The sequence below is a fragment of the Thainema salinarum CENA647 genome, assembly GCF_057732415.1.
On record NZ_JBYJZJ010000022.1, the window covers coordinates 1773738 to 1796927 of the forward strand.

Consider the following 23190-nt stretch of genomic DNA (forward strand, 5'->3'; position numbering starts at 1 on the left):
GTTCCGTCCGTAGGGACACGGCATTGCCGTGTCCCTACCCCAAAGATTGCACCTTATTGAATCCACGCTCCTTAAGAGCAACGAATCGGCAATGGAAAGCTCACTTCGGTACTTTACAGGAGCCAGAGCTTTGGTTCCTACACCAGAAGAAACTGCCCAACAGACGCAAGCCCAAGCCCAGCAAGCTGAAGCTTGAGCAGTCCGTTTAGTGGAACAACAAGGAGAACTGGGTGTCAAACCAAATGACATCTAAAGGTTCGCGAAGGTTGCAACTAATGGTGTAGTTCTCCGAAATGCTGCGACTGTCCTTAGGCTCAGCTACAGCGGACGGTAGACCCTGTAGTTAATATTGGGAAAGATATTGTCGATGGCTTCCACTTTTTGTAGCCAGCCTGAGTCAATTTTGCCTGCCAGAATCTCATCGCGCAGCTTGTTAAACCGCATCAGGTGAGAGCGGGTGCGGCGCACCGCGTAGGGCACCATCGTGCCCGTTCGCATAATAAATGCCCAGTCCGAGGATTGCGCTAGCAGCAGTTCTCGTGCCGCTTGATTCAGCGCTCGCTTCTCTAGCTCATCGGCGGCTTCTCGTTCGGATAGTTCAATCATCCGCTCTGCCGCTTTGTGCAGGTGGGGATAAATCCAGGAATTGGTTTGGTTGAGCCAGTATTCATGAAAGCCTTTGTAGCCCCAGCTTGACTGTGACGGACGACAGACCTGCTGGGTGGGATGGTGCTGTAGGTACTCGGCCAGATGAGTCATGGTGTAGGTGCCTTGGTCGTACCACGACTTGCGGAACAGATAGTCAAGGAACCAGGGGCCTTCATACCACCAGTGACCGAACAGCTCCGCGTCATAGGGCGACACGATGATTGGGGGACGCTGCATCATGCTGTGCAGGTGTTCAACCTGACGCTCGCGGTTGAACATAAAGTTGCCCGCATGCTCTGCCGCTTTCTCCCGTGCCCAGTAGGGATCATAGAGATCCTTATCGGAGAGTCCCAAGCCTTTGCCCGTGATCTTGTGATACTTAATGCCCACATTTTTGCGCTGACCGTTGGGCATGACGTAGGGCTTGATGTATTCGTATTCGGCATCCCAGCCCAGATCACGATAAAACTCACGATATTCTGCTGCGCCAGGATAGCCGACCTGGGACGACCAGACCTGCTGGGATGATTCATTGTCGCGACCAAAAGCTGCTACACCTGCTTCTGTGAAGATGGGGGCATAGCTACCGAAGCGGGGCCGCGGACGGGCATAAAGTAAACCGTGTCCATCAGTGAGGAAGTAGCGCAGTCCAGCATCGGCGACCATGCGCTCTAGCCCTTCGTAGTAAGCACATTCAGGTAGCCATATACCTTTAGGAGGCCGACCGAAGCTTTCTTCGTAATGTTCACAGGCCACCTGGAGCTGTGCCCAGACGGCTTGTGGATACATTTTCATCAGCGGCAGATAGCCGTGGGTGGCACCGCAGGTAATAATTTCTAGGTTGCCGCTGTCGAGGAACTGTTTGAATCCTGCAACCAAGTTACCGTCGTAGCGCTCCCACACTTCTCGTACCTGGCCAAATTCCTCGGCGTAGAATTCAGCCAGGTACTTCATGTGGCCGTGGTGCAGGTTGCGCTCAATTTCCATCTCGGTCAGTTCTTCGAGCTGAGCCAAGTGGACATCGTAGCGCTCTTGCAAGAGGGGATCTTGGAGCATCGACACCAGCGGCGGCGTCATGCTCATGGTCATCTTGAAGTTAACCCCGTCGCGCTTTAGTCCCTCAAACATGAGCAGCAGCGGCACGTAAGTTTCTGTAATTGCCTCGTAGAGCCACTCTTCTTCTAGGACATAATCACTCTCTGGATGACGCACAAAGGGCAGATGGGCGTGTAAAACCAGGGCTAGATATCCGATACTCATAGAAAAATCCTGGGCTAGACAATTACAGATACAGACGGGTCAAACAATTTCGTCTGACCTTTGCCACAAATTGTAAAGCAAAAATAAAACAAATCCGATTCCATCTTGGGCGGTCAGTAGGATGGGTTAGTGGGTGAGGGAGTGAGAGGGTGGGAGAGTAAGAGGGTAAGGAGTTGGGGAGCAGGGGGACGAGGGAACAGAAGAAACTTGTTTTTTATAGATTTGTAGATGCCATTGAGCAAATTGGGCTTAATGAGTTGGGCGGTTAAGAACGATATTTTGATTTGAACAGTCTGCGGGGCAGTGCATGAGTAATTGGCAGTAATTGGCAACTAATCATAGTGAGACATGGGTTGAATAATCGGTCACGGCAGTCACATCATCCAAATTGGCGATCGCACTTTTTCTCTCCACAAGATAGGCCATCTGCTCGATATCGCCACCAGTCTACAATTCGTCGCTGGTTGGGGCTGATTGCGATCGCACTTTCAGTCCTGTCGCTGCTATTGTATGGAACTCATGACAAATGGATTGGAGGAAGGTTTCAAGCCGTTCAATCCTCTGAGCCAGCGGTGCTGCATGTGGTGGAGGCCAAGTCAGCCAATCGCGATCGCACGGATACGAAAACTAACGACAGCATTGGCCTATCGTTTGAGCTACCAGCGGCAGAGAAACCCTATTTAGGAGCTTCTACACCGACCGTACAGACGGCTGATCCGATGCAGCAGGCGTATGATTACGCAGCCGATGCGGTGAGTCTCAACCGCTCGGCCCATGCGCTGAACGATTGGCAGCTGGTGGCAGAACGGTGGCAATCTGCGATCGCGCAATTGCAAACCGTGGCGACGGCTGACCCGAACTACGACAAAGCTCAGGCTAAAGTCTCCGAATATCAAAGCAACTTGGCTTACGCTCAGCAGCGAGCCAGCCGATTTTCCGGTGATTACTTTCTTTATCCGGTGGAACTACCAGCGATTCAGCCTGCGGCCTCGGCAGACCTAGCCTGCACACCCATAGGTGCTGTAAATGAAGCCCCCTTGAGCTTTACTCAACTTGGCTTTCGCGCGATGGATAGTGGGCGGCAACTGATTGGCTGCCTGACCAATCACGCTGATCAACCTTTAACCCATATTGCGCTAACCTATCAAGCCTCTTCGGATCGAGACCAAGCATTTTTGCAGGCCGGGTTCGACTATCTGCAAGTTGGCGTCCTGCAACCCGGTCAAACGGCTCCGTTCCAAAGCCAGTTTGCCCTACCCAGCCACGTCACCCAGCTTCACCTCAGCCGCGTCGCTTGGCGATTAGCCAATCAGGGCAACGAGCCAATGCCTGAAGTTGCGATCGCAAAAGATCTGGCGCTTTAGAGCGTGCGGAGGAATGAGTGCTGAGGACTGAGCCTAAACAGAAGCTGATGCCATCGGCTGCAAGAACTTTCGGTCAAACGGATGGAGTACCTGATCGAACCAGTCGCGCTGAGCCTCGCTCAAGTAGTCAGATGCCATTAACTCGGTCATCTTTTCACGGAACTGGCGGTACTTGTCGGCACAGTTATCGCTTTCGAGCGAAACAAGCGAGCTGTCACCGCTTAAGCTTTGTCGGAAGTCTTCGAGCGTCGGTAGATTGTAGCGATCCTGATCGGCGGCATCAAATGCATCGACCAGTAAGCGAATCAACAGCAGGCGAAAATGCTCATCGATAAACGTTTGGCTTTGCTGCTGTGCCTGGATGAACAGCCGATAGGTGCGAATCACGTGATTGAAATGGACGAAGCCTGCTCGACCTTCAAATAGACCAATCTCATCAGGTTGAGAAAGACACTGGGTATAGCAGGTAATGTCGAAGCTGTGCTCACCAGGCGGCAGCGTTGCCACTTGGCCGCGATGCATAAACGGTGCAAACCGACGCATCCAGGTTTGGCTGCACATCATCTCCCAGGTAGCGACGAGATGACCGTAATTGCTTTGGCGATACCACTCATCCCAAACCGGATTGACGCCAATGACCGAGAGATCGCGGCTGGTACACTGCTGATAGTGGCGATCGAAAAAGTCATCAGAGGTAGCAAAGGCATCGGCGTCGTGGATTAAGAAGTGGGTACTTTTGGCCTGTGCCGCCCCATTAATCATTTGCAGGAACAGCTCTTTGCGATCGCCAATTCGACGGAAGAACTGATCCTTCTTGCTCATTTCCACCAGCCGGATCTGCTTTTGCATGGTGGGATTGAGGGAGGCTACCACCTGCTGATAAACCTCGCGAAAGGCAGCGGTTGGCGCATCGGGAATCACCAAAATTTCGCGACGATGCTCGGCCTGCTGGCGCTTAACGGTTTGAATGCCGAGTTTGAAGAAAACGGGTAAATCACTGGGGACAGGTAGTAGAACGCTGTAACCGGGCTGCCATGCGGATGAACCCGACCAATGAGCAAAGCCCCATTCCCAAATTTTGTCCTTGATGTTACCCATCCCACTCCTCTGTTGTAATTTCAAGATTTTCCTGAAGATTTCAGTGTTTTGCTACATAGGGTGGGCATCGCCCACCAATCCGGATTGGGACATCCAATCGTCCTTGCAATCCTTTAAAGTTGGGTTTCGCGCTTCCCTACCCAACCGACACAACTACGATTTTGTATTGTTCAACAGTAAAAATACGGTGAGCCACACTTCAGTGTATGACAACGTTCTGAGAAGCATAGCGGTGGCACGTTTGATCTTTATCGCTTCTTCAAACCGCCATTTCTCGATTAAAGTTTCTAAACTCACATCTTGCACCTTGCACGTTGAGAGCCCGAAGAAGTTATTTTGCCGCCGCATCGCGGCGGCAAAATAACCCTTCTGGGTTTTGTTCAAGATGTGAGTCAAGCAGTGCTGTACTTTGATGCCTATAGAACCCATTTGAGATCTCAAGGAGAGGCAGCAAGGCGCTTAAGCATTAGCCTGACAAAGCAGAGGTTAATTTTGGTCGTGGCGTTGTCCAAGGTTCTCTCAAAGTTCTTAACCAGGATTTTACAGCGCTCCATCCAGGCATTGGAGCGTTCAATCACCCAACGAGCAACCGCCGGAACAAAACCAGATTTCCCTTGTGCGGCCTTTTCTTGCTTGGAGGGCTTAGTTGACAACTGAAACCGGATTTTCGTCATGATCTGGGGATAAATTTTCTCCAGTTCTGTAATGAGAAAATCGATATGATAGCCGTGGTCAAGCAGGATGGTGATCTTGGGAATATTGACCGGTTTTGACTTGAAATAGTCAATGTTCAAGGTCAGCATCTCAATCAATCCGACATCATCGGAAACATTGGCTTTGGTGCAGTGGGTAAAGAAGGGGAACCCCAGCGTATCGACCGCCAGGTGCCGTTTAATCCCATTGGTGGCTTTGTAGAAACAGAACCCTTTGGAGTCCACACTAGCGGTGCAGGTGTTCTTGACCGCTTGTGAATCAATGATGATCAGAGTCGTCCACTTCGATTTTTTTTAACTTGTTCACGGATCTGTTCATGGAGCACTCGCATCAACTCCTCAAACACTCCAGCATTGCGCCACTGTTTGTAGTGCCAATAGACCGTCGAGGAGGGGGGAAGGTCGTTGGGCAAGTCTTCCCAATTACAGCCATTTTTGAGTTGGTACAGAATGCCATCGACGATTGCCCGTTTGCTCCAATTGCACGGTCGGGTTCGCTTTTTCTGGGGTAACATCTGGAGCAACAGCGGTTCAAAAATCTCCCATTCTGTATCACTCAGGCTGCTCGAATAGCTCATCGTTGTTCGGTTTAAGAGGTTTAGCTTCTTCAAGTCTAATTATAAAGATGTCAAATCAGCTCTATAGATCGATGTCGGTTTGATCGATCTGGGTTGCGATCGCGGCATTATAACTCAAGCAACCAGAAGTGATTCCCCATGCTAAAACCTTTACTCGCATCTCTCACCCTGACAACGGCTATCGTCACCGGATTGGCGCTGTCCACTGAAGCTCCCTCGGCCCTAGCCGGAACCTGCGCCTCAAACTGCGGCAGCAACGCCATTCAGTTCACGCCGGGACAGCGCATTCGCGTCCAGGTGCAGAATCGCACTAATGTGCGGCTGCGGGTTGAGCAAGTTGTGCCAACGGAACCCATTTCCCTCGCGCCCGGACAGGAAGTGGAATTGAACTTTTGGGAAGGGACTCTGTCTAACGTGTCGCTCCTGTTTTGGGGGGAAGAGGGAGAACTGCCGTTACGAGCTATTACCTCTAGACCAAATGCAGAAACCCTGCGGGTTGAGCTGATTGGCGGATCACAGCCACCAGGAGATCGCTCGGTTTATGTCCTAAATGACGGGCGCGTACTGGTTGAGTAAAAACATCCCAAAGTCTGTCAACTTTGTTTTAATAGGTTTTGGTGGTTGATGTGCCGCGCGGAGCGCGGCACATCAACCACCAAAACTTAATTTACAAGTATTCAGTAGCTCGTAGCCAAAATAACTGAGTAGCTCTTCATGTTGACCGAGTACTTGGTTAATTTCTGCAATTTGAGACTCTGACAGGTTTTGGATTTTGAGCGCATTCAGATTTTGCAGATGAGTAACGGGGCGTCCTGTCACGTTATGGGATGATACCTTGGCATCTGGCTGAAGACTTTCTAGCTCTGGCAAAAAGGCAACAATTTTCTGGGTGACAAACTCAGGCTGATCCATAATTTCCTCATACGTAAAAAGCAGGGTATGCTCCAAGGTCTGTAGGTTACGGCGTTGGGCATTTGCAACATGCACCCAAAATTTAGCCGCCTGACTGGCCGTTGCGGGTGGGGCTTCACTGGACTGAGGTCCAAACTGACCAAACGGCCATTTTCGCCGTAGCAGTCCTTCTACCAGTGCATAGGGATTACGGATGGTGATCAAAAAGTAGCTGGGCTGAAACGTTTGCTCAAGCTGGACTGCACGAATGATATTGGGCGGAGACTTTTCAAACCGAATTCGCCTAGATGGCCACCAGTAGGAATAGAAGATTGCTTTGAGTTTTTGCCAATTAGGTGTGTAATCAGGATTCCAACGTTGATCGACCAGCAGTAAAGGTTGGGCTGCTGGTAGAAACTGACCTTCTCCTTTGTTCGGGAAGACAGTGACGTGAGGCGAGGTGGCCATCAGTTGTCCAATCACGGTTGAACCCGACAGTGGTGGAGACAGTAGGAAGAGATGAATGGCATCTCTGCGCAACTGATTTCCAAGCGAAAAGGCACGGCGCTGCAGTGGTTTCGGCAGTTTGCGCGCCACTTTTGTCCATAGGTTCAACATAGATGCAGAGTGAATCAGAATGGTGGTTAGCTAGAAAAACCGCTCAACACACCATAAATACCCCAAATCGCCATTGGCCTTAGGTAGTGGCAGGCACGAAATGTCCCGTTAGCCGTAATTGCCTCCGGCGTGCGGAACTGCAGGCCATTATCATAGATTTGATGCACAACCGCTTCAGTCAACTGCATAGCTTCCTCGGTCATACCCATCTGTACCAAGAAGGCCGCGAGGCCAAAGTTAATTCCTGTCCATACTTCCAGCGGGTGGGTGTCGTTAGGATTTTGCGGTGAACCATCGGGCATTAAGCCATTGGCAGCGCCAAGTTTACCGTCATGGAAGTTCAAAAAGCACGATTGATAAACCGTTTGCAGCGCCGAACGAGCAGACTCCTCGGCAACGACATCCGGTAGACCCAGCAGCCGCGCATAGAACTGCCCACAGAGCTGATCGGCCATCACCACGTCCGAACCACTGCCTGTATCCAGTCGATAATACTGCCCATTCCACAGGCTGTCGTGATAGCGCGATCGCGATTGAGCTAGCCAATCTTGATAGGTGGCAATCGAGGTTTCAATCGGTTCACTGAGCAGCGCATTTTTATCAATCATGCTCAGCGGATGAGTCGCAGGATAGCTGAGCAGTTGCTGGCCAAGTGCGATCGCAGCTTCGAGGGCAGCAATCCACAGGCCGCCACAGTAGGCGCTGATGCCCTTGAGCTTCCAGTCATCAAAGGTTTGATCCGGTGCTCCAGCGTTTTCGGGAATGCCGTCATTGTCTAGATCAAACGTCTTCAAATAGCCCAGTGCTGCCGTCACCGCAGGCCAGCAGTCCCAAATAAACTCCCAGTCTTCTTTGCCTGTCAGGACAAAATCGCGATAGACCTGCAAGACAAAATCGCTGCCTAAATCTTTCCACTGGTTGCAGTCCTGGTAGGCCGTGTAGTTGGTCAACTCCCAAGGATGTTCGTTGGGCGCACCTAGATCGTGGGGCGTGGCGTTTTGCACTTTGCGCAGCGCTAGGGGACTTTCTTCGCCAATCGTGTAGTAGTAGCCAATTACCCGTTCGCGGTTGTCGGCAGCGGGGATGGCGCGGGCAAAGGCTTTCAGCACCGCCTTATCTAGCTCTGGCCACAGCATCAGCAGCGCAAAGGAGCCGTAGAGCCGCACGTCTAGGCTCTCGTACCACTGATAATCAAAGCATTCCAGCACCGCAAACTGGCCCAGCGGATCGCGGTCATCCCCAGCGCTCCACAGCGTACCACCGCTAGCGAGGTCATACAGCTCATTGAACAGCGCCATCTTGAACCAGTCGGGCAGGTCTTGCTCCAGCACCGACTGCTGCCAGTCGATCACAGATTGCTGCCACTCGGCATGGTGCTTCAGTCCCTGGCTGGCAATCGTCCAGGCAATCCGACCGCTCCAGCCGAAAAAGTCCGTATAGCGACGGTAAGATTGCATGCCCGCTGCAAACTCCGTCACCGGAAAATCCCAGGTCAGAATGAACGGAATCTGGCAGGTTTCGCCCGGTTGCAGCGTGAAGCGAAGTGCGATCGCACCTCCCACCTGTTCATCCATCCGGGCTGGCGTTTGATCGTGAATATCCGGCAGTGTGCCGTCCTGGGCAAAACTGTTCCACAGATCCGAGCCATCGCCCGCCGGATTCCAGCGGGTATGATAGGTCGTCTTCACACCCAGCATCTTGGGAACTGCGATCGCCCACTGCCCATCGCCCTCAATCGGCTGATCGAGGCGATTCATCCGATCCATCAGCAGCCCCAGCCCGCTTTTGCTCTGAATCCACTGGGTAAAGTTGCCCGTGCTGTCTCCGATGCGCGGCACGTAGTCATACACGGGACTACCATCATCGCGCAGCGTCACGTCCGGTGACTTATTGGTATTGGTAAACCAGCCCGTGATGTTCTGCCAGCTCAGCATAATACTGAGCGTCAGCGGCTTATCTCCTGGATTGTGCGCCGTCCATTCAAACACGGCAGCGGGATAGCTGGCTTCCACATAGTTCTGTGGCCAGATGGGGGAAAACTGCTCACAGGTGAGCTGCGATCGCAAGACGTTTTCATAGACAAACCAACTGCGCGGATAGAGCGCGTGATAGCAGCCCGTCTGCGATGCTTCCGTTGAAGCCGGATACCACTGCCATGCACCTAACGTTTCCTCTGGTGCTTCCGTACAGAGTGCGTAGGCTTGGCTCGCTTCTCCCTCAACCTGCTCAAATACGCTGAACTGGCAGCCCGGAATCGACTGAAAAACATGCTCTCCGCCATCCACATGCCACAGATTGAAATCCCCCCGTGGCGAACGGCCAACACAGCCTGCGCCAAAGCCACCCAATGGCATCCCGTGCCACGGCCCATCGTCTAAGTTACTGGCATATCGAACGGTGTAAGGTTTTTCCCACCCCAAACCTAACGGACGGCTCCACGCGCAGGAGGGAATCGTAGACATACGCTCTCGGTACCTTCAAACATCTCACTCAAACGATTGTAGGGGGATATGAGACGGAATATTTGACTGATAAGCGGGGCGTATCGGTACGCCCCCTTGGCAAAAATCATTCCGTTATACCGTGCAATCAGGAGAAGGCTGTTATAGTTATGCTCGTAATTGTCTAGATCCGTTTTGCGATCGCATTCGTTACGACTTTGTTGCTATGCAGTTGTCCCCTCAAGAAAAAGACAAACTCCTGATTTTCACAGCGGCGTTGGTGGCAGAGCGCCGTAAAGAGCGAGGCTTGAAGTTAAACCATCCCGAAGCAGTTGCCTATATTTCTGCCGCGATTTTAGAAGGGGCGCGCGATGGGCGTTCGGTGGCAGAATTAATGACCTACGGGACAACCTTACTCAGCCAGGATGACGTAATGGACGGGGTCGCGGCCATGATCGATGAAGTGCAGGTCGAAGCCACATTTCCCGACGGCACGAAGCTCGTCACCGTGCATCACCCCATTCGCTAAACGTAATCTAATCCAGTCAAACGTTTGGTAGGGGCGGGTTTAGCCAACCAATCGTAACGTTGACCTCAAACTGGTCAACAAAACCCGCCCTTACAGCAGGACATAATACAGGAGCATGTCGATGATTCCCGGAGAACTGTTGCCCGCTGAGGGTGAGATTGAACTCAACGCCGATCGCGAAACCGTGACGCTGACGGTAGCCAACACAGGCGATCGCCCGATTCAGGTCGGTTCTCACTTTCACTTTTTTGAGACGAATGAAGCCCTCCAGTTTGACCGCGATCGCACTCGCGGTATGCGTCTCGATATCCCAGCCGGAACAGCCGTCCGGTTTGAGCCAGGCGATGAAAAAGAAGTCACGCTGGTACCCTTCGTCGGTAGCCGTCAGGTGTATGGCTTTAATGCCCTCATCAACGGTGCTCTTGATTCATAACCTATGCCCCAACGAGCTACTCGCCGTCACCACTGGTTTCGGGATGCCTTTCAACTGCACGGTTCCGTTGTTTTGGCGACGCTGCCTCGCGTTGCGCTGTGTGGTGGGTTTGGCGTTTTAGTCTCTGTTTTGTATCAGCTTGGTTGGCCGTTATCCTGGCCAATTGAAAGCGGCATTGTGCCGAGTATTGTGCTGGGTTTACTGCTGGTATTCCGCACCAATACCGCCTACGAACGCTTCTGGGAAGGTCGTAAGCTGTGGGGTGCTTTGGTCAATACGGTGCGTAACCTGGCTCGTCAAATCTGGGTCGCGGTTGACGAACAGCAGCCATCAGATCGGCGCGATAAAGAAGAGACATTATTATTGCTGCCCGCATTTGCGATCGCAACTAAACTCCACCTGCGCCAAACTCCGCTCAACCACGAACTCAAGCAGGTGTTATCTCCTGACCGCTTCGACCATTTGCAGCACATGAACAATCCACCGCTGGAAATTGCCTTTTGGATTGCGGATTACTTGCAGCACCAGCGCGATCGCAACTGTCTCAACACCTATCAGCTTACGGCCATGCTGCACCTGCTTGATTTGATGGTTGACGTGCTGGGCGGCTGCGAACGCATTCTCAAAACGCCCATTCCCTTTGCCTACACGATTCACCTCAAGCAGCTCTTGCTGATTTACTGCCTATCGTTACCGTTTCCAATGGTGGGAGATTTGCAGGCGTGGACAGGCGTTGTGGTGGCGCTGATCAGCTTTACCGTGTTTGGCATTGAAGAAATCGGCATCGAAATCGAAAATCCCTTTGGTCTTGACCCCAACGATTTGCCGCTGGATGACATCTGCAACACGATGCAGCGCAATATCCACGATTTGATTACGCTCGCTCCCAGCGTGCGACGCCTCGATTCCCAATCTGATGACTGGACGCCCCTGCCACCACTGATTGCCGACGATTAGCTCATATCTTCCAAAACGATCGATAAGGCATTAGTTGAAATCGATACCTCATACAGCGAATAAATTAACGATGTAGCTAGGGACAACACGCTCAGTCCGAAGAAGATTTCCCCTAATTGCTCCAACTGCAGAAACAGCGAAAACATGGATGCCGTACAGAGCAAAAAGCTGACGACGCCAAAGACCTGCATTTGCTGAATTAAACTCACTCGTTGTCGCAGTCCGGCAATTTGGCGCGAGATTAAGTGACGATTGTCTTCTTCGCGGCGAAAGCTGTGCAGTTGCCGAATCAATTGCGCCAAGACAAGAAAGCGATTTGTGTAGGCCAACAGCAGCAGTGAGATTGCCGGAAAGAGCAAGGCTGGAGTCGTGATCTGCATTCACTTAAGCCGGAACGGTAAGGGGTTGACCATTATCGGACGGTTGGATGTTCAGCAAAAAATCAACGGCCTGCTGTTGCCAGCGCTTTAACGGTGTGTAACTAGCAGCCGCATCGCCATAGCACTGCTCTAGCATTTGGGTGTGAATGATGCCTGGATTGAGGGGAATGGCGGCCATGCCGGGCGGCAACTCCTGGGCCAGCGAACGGGTTAAACCTTCAATCGCCCATTTGGTAGCGCAGTAGGGTGCAACTTCAGGTGACGCAGAACGGCCCCAGCCGGAGCTGAAATTGACGATGATGCCCTTTTGCCGCTCTACCATGTCGGGCACAAAGTGGCGAATGGTATTGGCGACGCCTTTGATATTGACATCAATGACGGCATCAAAATCTTCTGCCGGAATCTCCCAAAGGGGGCCAAGTGGATTAATAAGTCCAGCGTTGTTGATCAGCATATCTGGGGGGCCGCCGTTAGAGATGAGGCGATAGCTCCAGGCTTTCACTTGGCCCTCATCGGCAATATCAACCACTGAAAAGCTATGAGGTTCGTCGTAAAGCTGCTGGAGTTCTCGAATCACTTCGGTGCTGCGAGCACAGCCTAAAACTTGATGGCCCTGTTCGACAAAACCTTCGACCATTGCCCGACCAAGGCCACGGCTTACACCAGTAATGACAATTCGCATCGATATGTTGGATAGAATTTGTTCGACTGTTGTTTAGTAGACTTTATTGGAAATAAAGTTTTTGGGGTTGGAAATTGTTTTGTAGCGCGGCTCCGCCGCGCTACAAAACAATTTCCGATAAAGTCTAGTGTATGGTAATCCTTGGTGGGACGACAGATTGGATTGGGGGGATGTGCCGATTGGATGACACGGACTGGGAGTTGGGTTGATCGGGGGTTAGTCTAAGCGGTGGCCTGTTAGTTCCACGAAAATGTCTTCTAAATTTGACGGACGAATCATCATGCCCGTGCGATCCGGTTGACGGTCAAGATACTGACTGGCTTCTTCCATTGTCGGGAAAAACTTGTAGTCCCAGCGATCGCCATCTTGAATCATCACTAAGCCCTGACCGTGCTTCTGGCGCAGTTCGTCAAGCGTACCCATTTCAATCAGCTTGCCGTTGTCCATAATGCCGATGCGATCGCACAAATATTCCACTTCTTCCATATAGTGCGTGGTTAGCAGCATCGTCATGCCGAGCTGCTGGTTGAGTCCCTGAATGATTTCCCAGAGGCGGCGACGAGTTTGTGGATCGAGTCCCACAGTCGGTTCGTCGAGGAAGAGAATCTTGGGCTGGTGCAGCAGGGCGCGAGCAATTTGCAGACGCCGCTTCATACCGCCAGAGAGGGTTTTGACCAGATCCTCTTTGCGATCAACCAGTTCGACGTATTCCAGCCAGCGCTGAATTTCGTGCTGACGCTGCGGGTTAGGCATGTGGTGCATCCGCCCGTGCAGCTCCATGTTTTCCCAGACGGTGAGGTCGCCATCGACGCTGGTTTGCTGGAGGACGACGCCAATTTGTTCGCGCACTTGGAGCCGCTGCTGGTTAACATCAAACCCAGCGACGACAATATTGCCCTGAGTAGCCTGCGTTAGGGTGGTTAACATACGAATAGTGGTGGATTTGCCTGCGCCATTGGGGCCAAGCAAACCGAAAATTTCGCCGGGTTGAATGGTCAGCGATAAATCGTTAACAACGCAGACGTTGTTGTAAACCTTGTGGACATCCTGCAAACAAACGGCAGCAACCATAGCGTGAATGAAACCTGTAGTGAATCTAGGTTTAAATTCTAAACCCGAATTTTAAAGAAATTCTAAGCTTAAGGTGGCATTTGAGTTCGGTTTGGCGACAGGGTATGGGGTTATGAGTGTGCAAACGACGATTGTGATTCTCATGGGGGTGTCTGGCTCAGGTAAAACCGTAGTCGGTAAAGTATTGGCTCAGCAGCTAGGCTGGATCTTTTACGATGCAGATGACTGCCATACTCAGAGCGCAAAGCACAAGATGGCGCAAGCGGAACCCCTCACCGATGCAGATCGCGAACCGTGGCTAGAACGATTGCGCCAGCAGATTGAGCAGTGGTTAGCTAGTGGCACATCAGTTGTCCTGGCTTGCTCAGCGCTCAAGTCCGCTTATCGGCATCAGCTCAAGCAGGATAACCCACAGGTGCAGTTTGTTTATCTGCACGGTAGCTGGGAGATATTGTGCGATCGCATTTCGCAGCGCGACGACCATTTTATGCCCAGCGACTTACTCAACAATCAGCTTGATACGCTAGAAGAACCTGAACCCAATGAGGCGTTCTGGGTGGATATTAAGCCCTCCCCATCTGCGATCGCAGCCACTATTGCCAACTGGATTGACCAAACCCAACGCCTATGCACCTGATTCTTTGCCACATCACAGCCGATTTTGACACCGTGGGCGCAGCGGTGGGTCTGACGCGACTGCTGCCGGGGGCCAAGATTGTGCTGACGGGGGGCGCTCATCCAGCCGTACAGGATTTTCTGGCGCTGCACCGCGATGAGTATGCGCTGATTGAGCGGCGGTCGGTCAATCCGGAGCAAATCCGCACGCTTACCCTGGTGGATGCCCAAACCCGCGATCGCATTGGCAAAGCAGCGGAATGGCTGGATTTACCCAATATCACGGTTAATTTATATGACCATCATCTTGGTGCAGCCTGCGATATTCCCGTCACCCAGGCTTACGTTGATGATGTTGGCTCCACCAGTACGCTGATCGCCGAAAAGCTCCAGGCGGAAGGCATTGAACTGACCAAGGCCGAAGCGACGGTGATGGCACTGGGCGTTCATGTAGACACCGGATCGCTCACCTACAGTCAGGCTACTCCCAGAGATGCGATCGCACTGGCCTGGTTAATGCAGCAGGGGGCCAGTCTGCGAGCGATTGCCGATTACGTCGAGCCAGGGTTATCGAGTTCACTGCAAGATATCCTGTCGGATGCGCTGGAGGAGCTACACACCGAGCTGCACCACGGCTATCGGCTGTCCTGGGTAATGGTGACGACCGAGAGCTACACGCCCGGCATGTCCAGCGTCGCCTCGCGACTGATGGATTTGACCGACAGCGATACGCTGCTGCTGTGTAATCGATTCAAAACGAAGGAAGCAGGCGATCAGCGGCTGACGGTAATTGGTCGCTCTCGCACGCAGTCTGGCAGTACCTCTGAAGGAGTTAATTTAGCCCAGCTTTTTCACCCCTTGGGCGGCGGCGGACATCCGACAGCGGCGGCGGTGACGCTGCACGTCGAGGATCAAGACGAAGCGGAGCAGGTTGTTTCTCGGCTAATAGACGAAGTGCGATCGCAGATTCCCCTGCCCTTAACCGCCCGTGAATTGATGTCGTCTCCCGTTCGCACGATTCGCCCCGGTACAACGATTCAAGAAGCTCAGCGGATTTTGCTGCGCTACGGTCACTCTGGCCTGTCTGTGGTGGATCGACAGGATGATCTAGTGGGCGTGATCTCTCGCCGTGACTTGGATATTGCGCTGCATCACGGATTCAGCCATGCGCCTGTAAAGGGCTACATGACGACGAATCTGAAGACGATTACGCCAAATACGCTGCTGCCGGAAATTGAGTCGCTGATGGTGACCTACGACATTGGGAGGCTACCTGTATTAGATAACGGTGATCTGGTGGGAATTGTCACCCGCACCGACGTACTGCGCCAGATTCATCAAGAGCAATCAGCGGAGCAAACGCCCACGACTGAGACATCAAATCAATGTCCCCTGCCCAATGTCCTGCGCGATCGCTTACGCAATTGCCTGCTGCCGGAACTCTGGGAAGTTTTGATGACCGCTGCCGACGCGGCGGAACAGCGTGGCTGGCACTTGTATATCGTTGGTGGTGCGGTGCGGGATTTGCTGCTAACCCGCGCTGACGATCCGCCGCTGCTGGCCGATATTGATCTAGTCGTCGATGGCTTCCATCGGGCGGCCCAGGCTGGGGCAGGTGTAGAACTGGCGCAGGTGTTGACGGAGCAATATGCCGCGTCACGACTCCAGGTTCACGGTCGCTTCCAAACCGCCGCGCTGATCTGGCACAAAGATCCGGTGCTGGATTCCTTGATGATTGATATCGCCACGGCCCGTACCGAGTTTTATCCCTACCCTGCCGCCAATCCCGAAGTGGAAGCCAGTTCGATTCGGCAGGATCTCTATCGGCGCGATTTTACGATTAATGCGCTGGCGATTCGGCTCACTCATCCCCGGCAGGGCGAAATGCTGGACTATTTCGGTGGCCTGATTGACCTGAAGCAGCACCAAATTCGCGTTCTGCACGCCAACAGCTTTATCGAAGACCCAACCCGCATTTTTCGAGCGGTGCGGTTTGCGGTGCGGCTCGGCTTTGAAATCGATGCCCAAACCGAGCGCTACATTCGTCACGCTATCGACAGTGGCATCTATCGCCAAATTCAAACGCAGCTAGAGAAAGCTCCGGCACTGCAAACTCGGCTAAAAAATGAGCTGAAGTATATTTTGCAGGCTCCCTATTGGAAAGATGCCATTCGCCTACTGGCCGATTTGGGTGCCTTGCAGTGCATTCATCAAAGCCTGGAATTCAGCCCAGAACTGTGGTGGCATATGCGACTGGTGGATCGCTGGCTGCGGCGGTTCGATGCCCAGCAGCAGATTCCCCACTGGGAGATACTGTTGGAGGTGCTGCTGGCTCACGTTGAACCCTCAGAACGGGGCACGGTTGCCCAAAATTTCCAGCTCACCCAGGACAGCATTGATCGCCTGAGCCAGTTGAAAGATCTGCGATCGCACTTCACCACCTTCTTATCCAGCACCGATACCTGGCAACCCAGCGACTGGGCTAAACAGTTCCGCGCCTACGCTCCTCAATCTCTGATCCTGGTCGGCATTTTTAGCGATCGCACATTACGCCGCCTGATCTGGCGCTATTTAACGGAATGGATCAATGTCAAGCCTGCCCTGGATGGTTCCGATCTAAAGCGCATGGGCTACAAACCCGGCCCCCAATTTAAGGAAATGCTGGAAGATTTGTGGGCAGCCACACTGGACGGCAAAATCTGCGATCGCGCTCAAGCTGAGCAGTATATCTGCGATCGCTATCCAGTTCATTGAGGCATATTGCCCTACTCTACGAGTTTGCAATAATAAAAGCATTGTTCCTTTGAGAGTGGCTGCAATGTCTCATTTGAGTGAGCAAATTTTGCAAACTGTTGAAGCGTTATCAGCGGAAGATCAGCAGCAAGTTTTGGATTTTGTCGAGTTTCTGAAAGCCAAACGGCAAAAGCTTAGGGCTACCCCATCTGAAAATGCCCCCAAATCCTTTTTTGAGGTTGCCCAATCTGCAATCGGCGCTGGAGAAGGCCCAGGTGATCTTTCAACTTTGCAGGCTATGAGTACTCAGTTTGGGCAAGGGAACACACTTGAGCAATTGATCAGCACTCAATCTCCTACAACGGTTCATAACATTGATGATCTTGTGGCTGACTTTTGGCCTGAGGAAGACTCAGTTGATGATTTTTTGAACTTTCTAAAACAACAACGTCAAGAAATCGTTTGATGAACATCCATGAGTCTTTTACTAATTGATACGGACATTGCTTCTTTTATCTTCAAAGGGAGCGCGTATCTTGACCCTTATCGCTCTATTTTGAATGGACAGGAGTTAGCACTTTCCTTTATGTCTGTTGCTGAATTGTTTCAGTGGGCAATTCTCCGTAATTGGGGAGAGCGCCGTATTATGCAGTTAGAGCGGTATTTGGCGAATTGTGTTGTTATTCCAGTTGATCAAGCTCTCTGTCGTCAATGGGCACAAGTTCGCGCTGATCGTCAACGCATAGGACGAGCAATTGCACCGCAAGATGCTTGGATTGCAGCAACGGCTCTACGCTACGATCTGCCACTCGTGACCCATAATATTAAAGATTTTCAAGAAATTCCCAATCTGCGTTTGATGGCTACATCGCCTTAGTATCACTTGCGGATTTCCGCATCTGCTGACAAACCGAAAAATAACTAGCATCTCCCAAAAGAAACTGGTATAACTCTCCTCAGATTTGTGTCTGTTGATCGCTATCATGCGATATGACGCATAAATACCTATCGTGAGTGAACTACCAGTAAGTCACATGCTAGAGGTCGGGACTACTCTCCAGGGCAAATATCAGATCCAATCACCGCCCATCATCAGCGGCTTCACGATTGGTTATCGCGCCATTCACACTGCCACCCAGCAGAACGTGATGGTCAAAATGCTGCATCCAGAACTGCGCGATCGCAATGACTTCATGACGCTCCAGCACCAAAGCATGGAGCAGATTCGTCGCCTGGCTCAGTGCAATCATTCCCACCTGGTACGGGTGCTGGACACATTTACCTTAGACCATCCTCAGATGCCGATTGCGGCCTGGGTAATGGATGACAGTCCGGGGTTGACTTTGACCGACTTGGTGCAGACCACTGGCCCTCTGCATGAAGGCGTGGCCATTCGCTACATTACGCAAATTGGTAAGGCGCTGGCGGAACTGCATCGCTGCGGCATTGTGCATGGCAGCGTTCAGCCACAGAATATTCGGCGGCTGGCGAGTACGGAAGCCGTGGTGCTCACCGATATTGGCTTATTGGGAGATACATTTGCCAATTTGGGGGCCACGCATCCTGAGCGGTTGGCCTCTGGCTATGCTGCCGTTGAGCAGTATCATGCGCCCGTTACCTGCACTCCCGCTACCGATCTTTATGGTCTAGCCGCAACGCTCTACTACACGATTAGTGGTCACGTGCCTACGCCCGCTTCTTTACGAGAGCAGATCGAACTGCCGCCGCTGCGCAAGTTTCGACCGGAGCTAACGCTGCAAACTGAGCAGGCTGTTTTCTCCGGTATGGGGCTGATGGCGACTCAGCGTCCGGTTGCGATCGCAGAATGGCTCCAGCTTTTACCCCACGGTAAACCCGCCAAGAAACCTGTCAGCTTACCGCATACAGCGACTCAGAACACCACTGCCGCCACGGTGGCGGTTGCGCCTGCTGCCCAACATAGTCAAAACGGGTATCAAAATGGTCACAGTGGCCGAGTCGCAATGGCAGAACCGACGGTGATGCCGCCAACCAGGGCGAATTCTGCCGATGCTTATCGCGTTGATCCTCAGCAAGAGCAGGGAACATCGAAACCGAAGCGCTCCAAGGCTAAGCGTTGGCCAGTGGCGCTGGGCTTAACCGCGATCGCGGCTTTGGTTTCCGGCAGCGGTGTGGGCTTAGCGCTGCGGTTTCAGGCACCTGAGTCAGGCCAAAATAGTCAGTTGGGCTTGGGCAGTGAGCAGTCTTTTCCGGAATCTGAGAATTGGCCGGGGTCGGATAATCCCGACGAAGTTTTCTTTGAGGATGCCGATCGCGCTCGACAGCGAAACCGCGATCGCAACCAGCCCAGTGAGTGGGTTGATCAACCCGCCGAAGGACGGGCCGATCCGCCGCCGATTATTGAGGATGCACCCGCAGCGGAACCCGTTAAAGCGGCTCCTCCGTCTGATTCCAACTTTGGAGGCAGTGAACCCTTCATTGATTCAGACTCAGACGATTTCGATTCGAGTAAGCCGAGCCGAATCGAACCGAGCCGCCCAGAACCGGAAGCGGCGAACCCACTGGATGATTTGGCCCCCGTCGATGATTTAGTACCCGCTCCTGCTGCCCCCGTTGCCCCTCCGGCAGAGTCATTTCCTAGTGAAACCGCTAAGCCTGTCGATAAACCCGATGATGGCAAAGTTGTGGTGCCGACTATTCCAGCCCCCCAGGCCGCACCGCAATCAGTCGATCCGAGCCCTGGCTCATCGGACGGCAACACCTCTGAAAATCCAACGGGTGCGCCCCGCAAGTCGCCGGTTTTATAAAAGTCAGCACGTTGCATCGTCGAGTCTCTCATTTTGGGAGGTTGCGGGACTCCACCTAAATGAGAGGCTTGATTTGCTCATATCTTGATTGTCTGGGCAAATCTAGAACCCAAAGAGGGCGTTTTGCAGAGATCATCACGCTATAATTTGGGCTGAGACGTAAGTTAACGAATATTTACAACCCTCATGAGCAATCCTCTAGTCCATGCCTTTTTCCTCGGTCGCGCCTTTGCGGAAGCGGTTAGCGAAGAGGTGGAAGTTGCTGTTACGCACTCTCTGAGCGACTTAGGCCGATTTGATGCTGAACAACGAGAGCGACTTCGCCAGTTCGTTGAGCGCGTTCAGAACAAGGCTAATGCAGCAGAAGCGGAAGCCACGACGGGTGATTACGCCCCTAGCGGTAACTCAGTCGGGATGCCGAACGTCGGCTCAACTGACCTACAAGCTACTATTGATGAACTGCGGGCTGAAATTGCACAGTTGCGATCTGCACTGCAACAGTATCGCAGCCAATCTAGCTAGCGGATTGGGCTAGCGGATCTGGATGAGTCAACCGGATCAACCAGACTCGCTCCAGATCAACTGAGATAAATTGTTGATGCCGCTGTTGTCATTAAGCTGTAATTAAGCCCGGAGTACGAGTGTCTGCTGTCCCCGATAATCGGATTCCCAACTCCCTAAAAGAATCAGAGGTGATGCCAGAGCATTACCCTGATGCTCATGCTGCGATCGCACCTCAGGATCCAACCGTAGACTTTGGGCCGAAGTCGTCTCAAATCCAACAGGGATTTGAGCAGGCTGCCCATTCAGGTTTGAATTTAACGGTCGATGCTGCAAACGATTCGTTCGATTCATCAACATTACCTGCCAAGACCTATACTGCCAACGACTACCGCTGGAGCCGAGGACGTTACTCTCGCCGCCGCCGCTTTATCGAAATTTGGTCGTTTGTGCTGCGGTTTCTCTCGTCTCAATGGCTCTATGGCAAGGACTGGAGCTATCGGGGTGGCGTTACAGACGAGAAAAAGGCGCTCAGACGCCGCAAGCAGGCGATTTGGATTCGGGAAGAGTTCCTAGATCTGGGGCCGACGTTTATAAAGTTAGGCCAGCTTTTCTCAACTCGGGCTGATTTGTTCCCGATTGAGTACGTTGAAGAGCTGTCTAAGCTGCAAGATCGGGTACCTGCCTTCAGCTACGAGCAGGTCGAGCAGATTATTCGCGAAGATTTCGGCAAGACCATTCCGGAGCTATACAGCAGCTTTGACCCGATTCCAATGGCCGCCGCCAGCTTAGGACAGGTGCACCGCGCTCAGTTGCGATCGGGCGAAGAGGTGGTGGTCAAAGTTCAGCGTTTGGGCCTGAAGAACCTGTTTGAAATTGACCTGTCGATTCTCAAGGGAATTGCTCACTACTTCCAGCGCCATCCCAAGTGGGGGCCAGGGCGAGACTGGATTGGGATTTATGGGGAGTGTTGTAAAATTCTCTGGCAGGAGATAGATTATCTCAACGAAGGCCGCAATGCCGACACCTTTCGGCGCAACTTTCGGCAAGAAGACTGGGTGAAAGTGCCCAGAGTCTACTGGCGCTATGCGTCGCCGCGAGTTTTGACGCTGGAGTACATGCCTGGTATTAAAATCAGCCACTATGAAGCGCTGGAGGCCGCTGGACTAGATCGGAAGCGACTAGCCAATTTGGGCGCAAAAGCCTATCTGCACCAGTTGCTCAACGATGGCTTTTTTCACGCTGACCCGCATCCCGGTAATATTGCCGTGAGTATAGACGGCTCTCTGATCTTCTATGACTTCGGCATGATGGGTCAGGTGCAGCCTGTCACGCGTGAGAAGCTGATGCGCACCTTTTTCGGCATCGCCCAGCGCGATGGCGAGCAGGTGATGAACTCGCTGATTGAGCTAGGGGCTTTGACTCCGGTGGGCGATATGGGGCCGGTGCGGCGTTCCATCCAGTACATGCTCGACAACTTTATGGACAAGCCATTTGAAGAGCAGTCGGTGATGGCCATTAGCGATGACTTATATGAAGTCGCCTACGGACAACCGTTCCGCTTTCCGGCTACTTTTACCTTCGTTATGCGGGCCTTTTCGACGCTAGAGGGGGTTGGTAAAGGTCTAGATCCAGATTTTAACTTTATGGAGGCGGCCAAGCCGTTTGCAATGAAGCTTATGAACAACGGCACACCATCCGATACGAGAGGGCTATTTGATGAGTTAGGGCGGCAGGCGGCTCAAGTTAGTTCGACGGCATTGGGATTACCGCGCCGAATTGAGGATACGATTGAGAAATTAGAACGAGGCGATATTCGCGTCCGAACTCGCTCAATTGAGTCCGATCGCATTCTGCGGCGGGTGGCCAATATTAATCTGGCAACCAACTACAGTATTGTTTTAGGCAGCTTTACGCTAACGGCGGCACTGCTGTTGATTAACGAGTTCATCTGGTTGGCCATTGCCTCAGCTGCGATCGCAGCGTTTATGGCCATCTCACTGATTCGCCTCTTACTCAAAATCGACCGTGATGAGAAAATGTTTTGATGCCCCTGCCTTAAACCTGTTTTAAAGTATTGGTTATTCGTATTGCCCTGTGGTTAGCCCGCATCATGGAATGAAGCCGTTATTTGCCGGTTCAAGCGATCCCGGTCTACTGCGACCAACAAATCAGGATGACTACTATGTCGATCCGGATGGTCGTCTATTTATTGTGGCTGACGGCATGGGCGGTCATGCAGGCGGACAAGAAGCCAGCCGGATTGCCACAGAAACAATTCGAGATTACGTATTAGCCAACTGGGCAAGCGACAAACCGTCTGCGCAGCTGCTTGAAGAAGCAATTTCCAAGGCTAATCAAGCCATTATTCAAGACCAACGCACCCATCCAGAACGCTCAGACATGGGCACAACGGTTGTTGTTATCCTGCTCCGCGATCAGGATGAACAGCCGTGGTGCGCTCACGTTGGGGACTCCCGTCTTTATCGTTTACGGGGGGCCAAACTCGATCAGATTACAGAAGACCATACGTGGGTTGCCCGTGCCCTGCGGGAGGGAGAACTCAGTGCCGATCAGGTGCGCTATCACCCCTGGCGTCACGTGCTGTCTAAATGCTTGGGACGAGAAGATTTATACCGCAACCAGATCGCGATTCAGCCGATAGAGGTGCAATCAGGCGATCGCTTGTTGCTGTGCAGCGACGGGCTGACGGAAGAACTGCCGGATTCCCTGATTGCCTATCAATTAAAGTCTATCCGCTCCTGCAATAAGGCTGTGCAGTCTCTCATTGATCTGGCCAAGGAGAAGGGTGGCCGAGACAACATTACAGTCGTTGTGCTCAATTTTCAGGCTTAGTCAAAAGCATTTGTGGGAGATCTCCAATCAGCATGT

23 protein-coding genes are annotated in these 23190 nt (G+C 52.4%); 13 read left to right on the forward strand and 10 right to left on the reverse strand.

What is annotated here, in order from left to right; genetic code table 11:
* Window positions 1–318: 318 nt before the first annotated feature.
* Window positions 319–1908, reverse strand: a complete 1590-nt coding sequence (locus AC286M_RS14610; protein WP_488205084.1) for a glycoside hydrolase family 57 protein — start codon at window positions 1906–1908, stop codon at window positions 319–321.
* Window positions 1909–2261: 353 nt separating this feature from the next.
* Here AC286M_RS14610 and AC286M_RS14615 point away from each other — a divergent pair, with 353 nt between their 5' ends.
* Window positions 2262–3272, forward strand: a complete 1011-nt coding sequence (locus tag AC286M_RS14615) for a hypothetical protein (protein ID WP_488205085.1) — start codon at window positions 2262–2264, stop codon at window positions 3270–3272.
* Window positions 3273–3305: 33 nt separating this feature from the next.
* Here the strand turns inward: AC286M_RS14615 and AC286M_RS14620 are convergent, their stop codons facing one another.
* The 4 genes from AC286M_RS14620 to AC286M_RS14635 all read right to left on the reverse strand — a co-directional run bounded on the left by AC286M_RS14620 (window position 3306) and on the right by AC286M_RS14635 (window position 5661).
* The gene (locus tag AC286M_RS14620; protein ID WP_488205086.1) at window positions 3306–4370 is read right to left on the reverse strand and encodes a hypothetical protein; all 1065 of its coding nucleotides are present in this window, start codon (window positions 4368–4370) and stop codon (window positions 3306–3308) included.
* Window positions 4371–4523: 153 nt separating this feature from the next.
* Window positions 4524–4754 carry a hypothetical protein gene (locus AC286M_RS14625; RefSeq protein WP_488205087.1) on the reverse strand — a complete coding sequence of 77 codons (231 nt, stop codon included), beginning with the start codon at window positions 4752–4754 and terminating at the stop codon, window positions 4524–4526.
* 53 nt (window positions 4755–4807) lie between these two features.
* Entirely contained in the window at window positions 4808–5308 is a 501-nt protein-coding gene (locus AC286M_RS14630) for a transposase (protein WP_488204684.1), read from the reverse strand.
* A gap of 44 nt (window positions 5309–5352) precedes the next feature.
* Window positions 5353–5661 carry a transposase gene (locus AC286M_RS14635; protein ID WP_488204683.1) on the reverse strand — a complete coding sequence of 103 codons (309 nt, stop codon included), beginning with the start codon at window positions 5659–5661 and terminating at the stop codon, window positions 5353–5355.
* A 138-nt stretch (window positions 5662–5799) separates the two neighbouring features.
* Between AC286M_RS14635 and AC286M_RS14640 the strand changes: the two genes are divergently transcribed.
* A complete protein-coding gene (locus AC286M_RS14640) occupies window positions 5800–6237 on the forward strand; it encodes a hypothetical protein (protein ID WP_488205088.1) in 438 nt (145 codons plus the stop codon).
* Between the two features lie 72 nt (window positions 6238–6309).
* Here the strand turns inward: AC286M_RS14640 and AC286M_RS14645 are convergent, their stop codons facing one another.
* Window positions 6310–7170, reverse strand: a complete 861-nt coding sequence (locus AC286M_RS14645; protein ID WP_488205089.1) for a sulfotransferase family protein — start codon at window positions 7168–7170, stop codon at window positions 6310–6312.
* Window positions 7171–7196: 26 nt separating this feature from the next.
* Window positions 7197–9632: a GH116 family glycosyl hydrolase gene (locus AC286M_RS14650; protein ID WP_488205090.1), complete on the reverse strand. Its 2436-nt coding sequence runs from the start codon at window positions 9630–9632 to the stop codon at window positions 7197–7199.
* 205 nt (window positions 9633–9837) lie between these two features.
* Between AC286M_RS14650 and ureA the strand changes: the two genes are divergently transcribed.
* The 3 genes from ureA (at window position 9838) to AC286M_RS14665 (ending at window position 11530) form a co-directional block, all read left to right on the forward strand.
* A complete protein-coding gene (gene ureA / locus AC286M_RS14655; RefSeq protein ID WP_488205091.1) occupies window positions 9838–10140 on the forward strand; it encodes an urease subunit gamma in 303 nt (100 codons plus the stop codon).
* Between the two features lie 115 nt (window positions 10141–10255).
* Complete coding sequence (locus tag AC286M_RS14660; RefSeq protein ID WP_488205092.1) at window positions 10256–10573, forward strand: urease subunit beta; 318 nt, start codon at window positions 10256–10258, stop codon at window positions 10571–10573.
* A gap of 3 nt (window positions 10574–10576) precedes the next feature.
* A complete protein-coding gene (locus tag AC286M_RS14665) occupies window positions 10577–11530 on the forward strand; it encodes a bestrophin family protein (RefSeq protein ID WP_488205093.1) in 954 nt (317 codons plus the stop codon).
* Here the strand turns inward: AC286M_RS14665 and AC286M_RS14670 are convergent.
* The 3 genes from AC286M_RS14670 to AC286M_RS14680 all read right to left on the reverse strand — a co-directional run bounded on the left by AC286M_RS14670 (window position 11527) and on the right by AC286M_RS14680 (window position 13663).
* On the reverse strand, window positions 11527–11910 hold the full coding sequence (locus AC286M_RS14670) for a DUF2721 domain-containing protein (protein WP_488205094.1): 384 nt from the start codon (window positions 11908–11910) through the stop codon (window positions 11527–11529). The two genes, AC286M_RS14665 and AC286M_RS14670, sit on opposite strands and share 4 nt — an antisense overlap.
* A 4-nt stretch (window positions 11911–11914) precedes the next feature.
* On the reverse strand, window positions 11915–12592 hold the full coding sequence (locus AC286M_RS14675) for an SDR family oxidoreductase (protein ID WP_488205095.1): 678 nt from the start codon (window positions 12590–12592) through the stop codon (window positions 11915–11917).
* A gap of 216 nt (window positions 12593–12808) precedes the next feature.
* The gene (locus AC286M_RS14680) at window positions 12809–13663 is read right to left on the reverse strand and encodes an ABC transporter ATP-binding protein (protein ID WP_488205096.1); all 855 of its coding nucleotides are present in this window, start codon (window positions 13661–13663) and stop codon (window positions 12809–12811) included.
* Window positions 13664–13775: 112 nt separating this feature from the next.
* Between AC286M_RS14680 and AC286M_RS14685 the strand changes: the two genes are divergently transcribed.
* The 8 genes from AC286M_RS14685 (at window position 13776) to AC286M_RS14720 (ending at window position 23154) form a co-directional block, all read left to right on the forward strand.
* Window positions 13776–14300 (forward strand): gluconokinase, encoded by a 525-nt coding sequence (locus AC286M_RS14685; protein WP_488205097.1) that lies wholly within the window; start codon window positions 13776–13778, stop codon window positions 14298–14300.
* Window positions 14291–17032: a CBS domain-containing protein gene (locus AC286M_RS14690; RefSeq protein WP_488205098.1), complete on the forward strand. Its 2742-nt coding sequence runs from the start codon at window positions 14291–14293 to the stop codon at window positions 17030–17032. The genes AC286M_RS14685 and AC286M_RS14690 overlap by 10 nt, the downstream gene beginning before the upstream one ends.
* A 64-nt stretch (window positions 17033–17096) precedes the next feature.
* Window positions 17097–17477, forward strand: a complete 381-nt coding sequence (locus tag AC286M_RS14695; RefSeq protein ID WP_488205099.1) for a hypothetical protein — start codon at window positions 17097–17099, stop codon at window positions 17475–17477.
* 9 nt (window positions 17478–17486) lie between these two features.
* Entirely contained in the window at window positions 17487–17888 is a 402-nt protein-coding gene (locus AC286M_RS14700) for a type II toxin-antitoxin system VapC family toxin (RefSeq protein ID WP_488205100.1), read from the forward strand.
* A 133-nt stretch (window positions 17889–18021) separates the two neighbouring features.
* Window positions 18022–19797, forward strand: coding sequence for a serine/threonine protein kinase (locus AC286M_RS14705; protein ID WP_488205101.1), 1776 nt, complete (start codon window positions 18022–18024; stop codon window positions 19795–19797).
* Between the two features lie 186 nt (window positions 19798–19983).
* On the forward strand, window positions 19984–20319 hold the full coding sequence (locus tag AC286M_RS14710; protein WP_488205102.1) for a DUF6825 family protein: 336 nt from the start codon (window positions 19984–19986) through the stop codon (window positions 20317–20319).
* Window positions 20320–20438: 119 nt separating this feature from the next.
* Window positions 20439–22346 carry an ABC1 kinase family protein gene (locus tag AC286M_RS14715; RefSeq protein WP_488205103.1) on the forward strand — a complete coding sequence of 636 codons (1908 nt, stop codon included), beginning with the start codon at window positions 20439–20441 and terminating at the stop codon, window positions 22344–22346.
* 70 nt (window positions 22347–22416) lie between these two features.
* The gene (locus AC286M_RS14720) at window positions 22417–23154 is read left to right on the forward strand and encodes a PP2C family protein-serine/threonine phosphatase (RefSeq protein WP_488205104.1); all 738 of its coding nucleotides are present in this window, start codon (window positions 22417–22419) and stop codon (window positions 23152–23154) included.
* The last annotated feature ends 36 nt before the right edge of the window (window positions 23155–23190 follow it).

Bases quoted from the DNA above. Each gene is read 5' to 3' on its own strand.
- AC286M_RS14720 (WP_488205104.1), top strand. From the start codon at position 22,417: ATGAAGCCGTTATTTGCCGGTTCAAGCGATCCCGGTCTACTGCGACCA.
- ureA (WP_488205091.1), top strand. From the start codon at position 9,838: ATGCAGTTGTCCCCTCAAGAAAAAGACAAACTCCTGATTTTCACAGCG.
- AC286M_RS14685 (WP_488205097.1), top strand. From the start codon at position 13,776: ATGAGTGTGCAAACGACGATTGTGATTCTCATGGGGGTGTCTGGCTCA.
- AC286M_RS14700 (WP_488205100.1), top strand. From the start codon at position 17,487: ATGAGTCTTTTACTAATTGATACGGACATTGCTTCTTTTATCTTCAAA.
- AC286M_RS14695 (WP_488205099.1), top strand. From the start codon at position 17,097: ATGTCTCATTTGAGTGAGCAAATTTTGCAAACTGTTGAAGCGTTATCA.
- AC286M_RS14690 (WP_488205098.1), top strand. From the start codon at position 14,291: ATGCACCTGATTCTTTGCCACATCACAGCCGATTTTGACACCGTGGGC.
- AC286M_RS14610 (WP_488205084.1), bottom strand. From the start codon at position 1,908: ATGAGTATCGGATATCTAGCCCTGGTTTTACACGCCCATCTGCCCTTT.
- AC286M_RS14660 (WP_488205092.1), top strand. From the start codon at position 10,256: ATGTCGATGATTCCCGGAGAACTGTTGCCCGCTGAGGGTGAGATTGAA.
- AC286M_RS14620 (WP_488205086.1), bottom strand. From the start codon at position 4,370: ATGGGTAACATCAAGGACAAAATTTGGGAATGGGGCTTTGCTCATTGG.
- AC286M_RS14670 (WP_488205094.1), bottom strand. From the start codon at position 11,910: ATGCAGATCACGACTCCAGCCTTGCTCTTTCCGGCAATCTCACTGCTG.
- AC286M_RS14640 (WP_488205088.1), top strand. From the start codon at position 5,800: ATGCTAAAACCTTTACTCGCATCTCTCACCCTGACAACGGCTATCGTC.
- AC286M_RS14645 (WP_488205089.1), bottom strand. From the start codon at position 7,170: ATGTTGAACCTATGGACAAAAGTGGCGCGCAAACTGCCGAAACCACTG.
- AC286M_RS14635 (WP_488204683.1), bottom strand. From the start codon at position 5,661: ATGAGCTATTCGAGCAGCCTGAGTGATACAGAATGGGAGATTTTTGAA.
- AC286M_RS14680 (WP_488205096.1), bottom strand. From the start codon at position 13,663: ATGGTTGCTGCCGTTTGTTTGCAGGATGTCCACAAGGTTTACAACAAC.
- AC286M_RS14710 (WP_488205102.1), top strand. From the start codon at position 19,984: ATGAGCAATCCTCTAGTCCATGCCTTTTTCCTCGGTCGCGCCTTTGCG.
- AC286M_RS14650 (WP_488205090.1), bottom strand. From the start codon at position 9,632: ATGTCTACGATTCCCTCCTGCGCGTGGAGCCGTCCGTTAGGTTTGGGG.
- AC286M_RS14675 (WP_488205095.1), bottom strand. From the start codon at position 12,592: ATGCGAATTGTCATTACTGGTGTAAGCCGTGGCCTTGGTCGGGCAATG.
- AC286M_RS14665 (WP_488205093.1), top strand. From the start codon at position 10,577: ATGCCCCAACGAGCTACTCGCCGTCACCACTGGTTTCGGGATGCCTTT.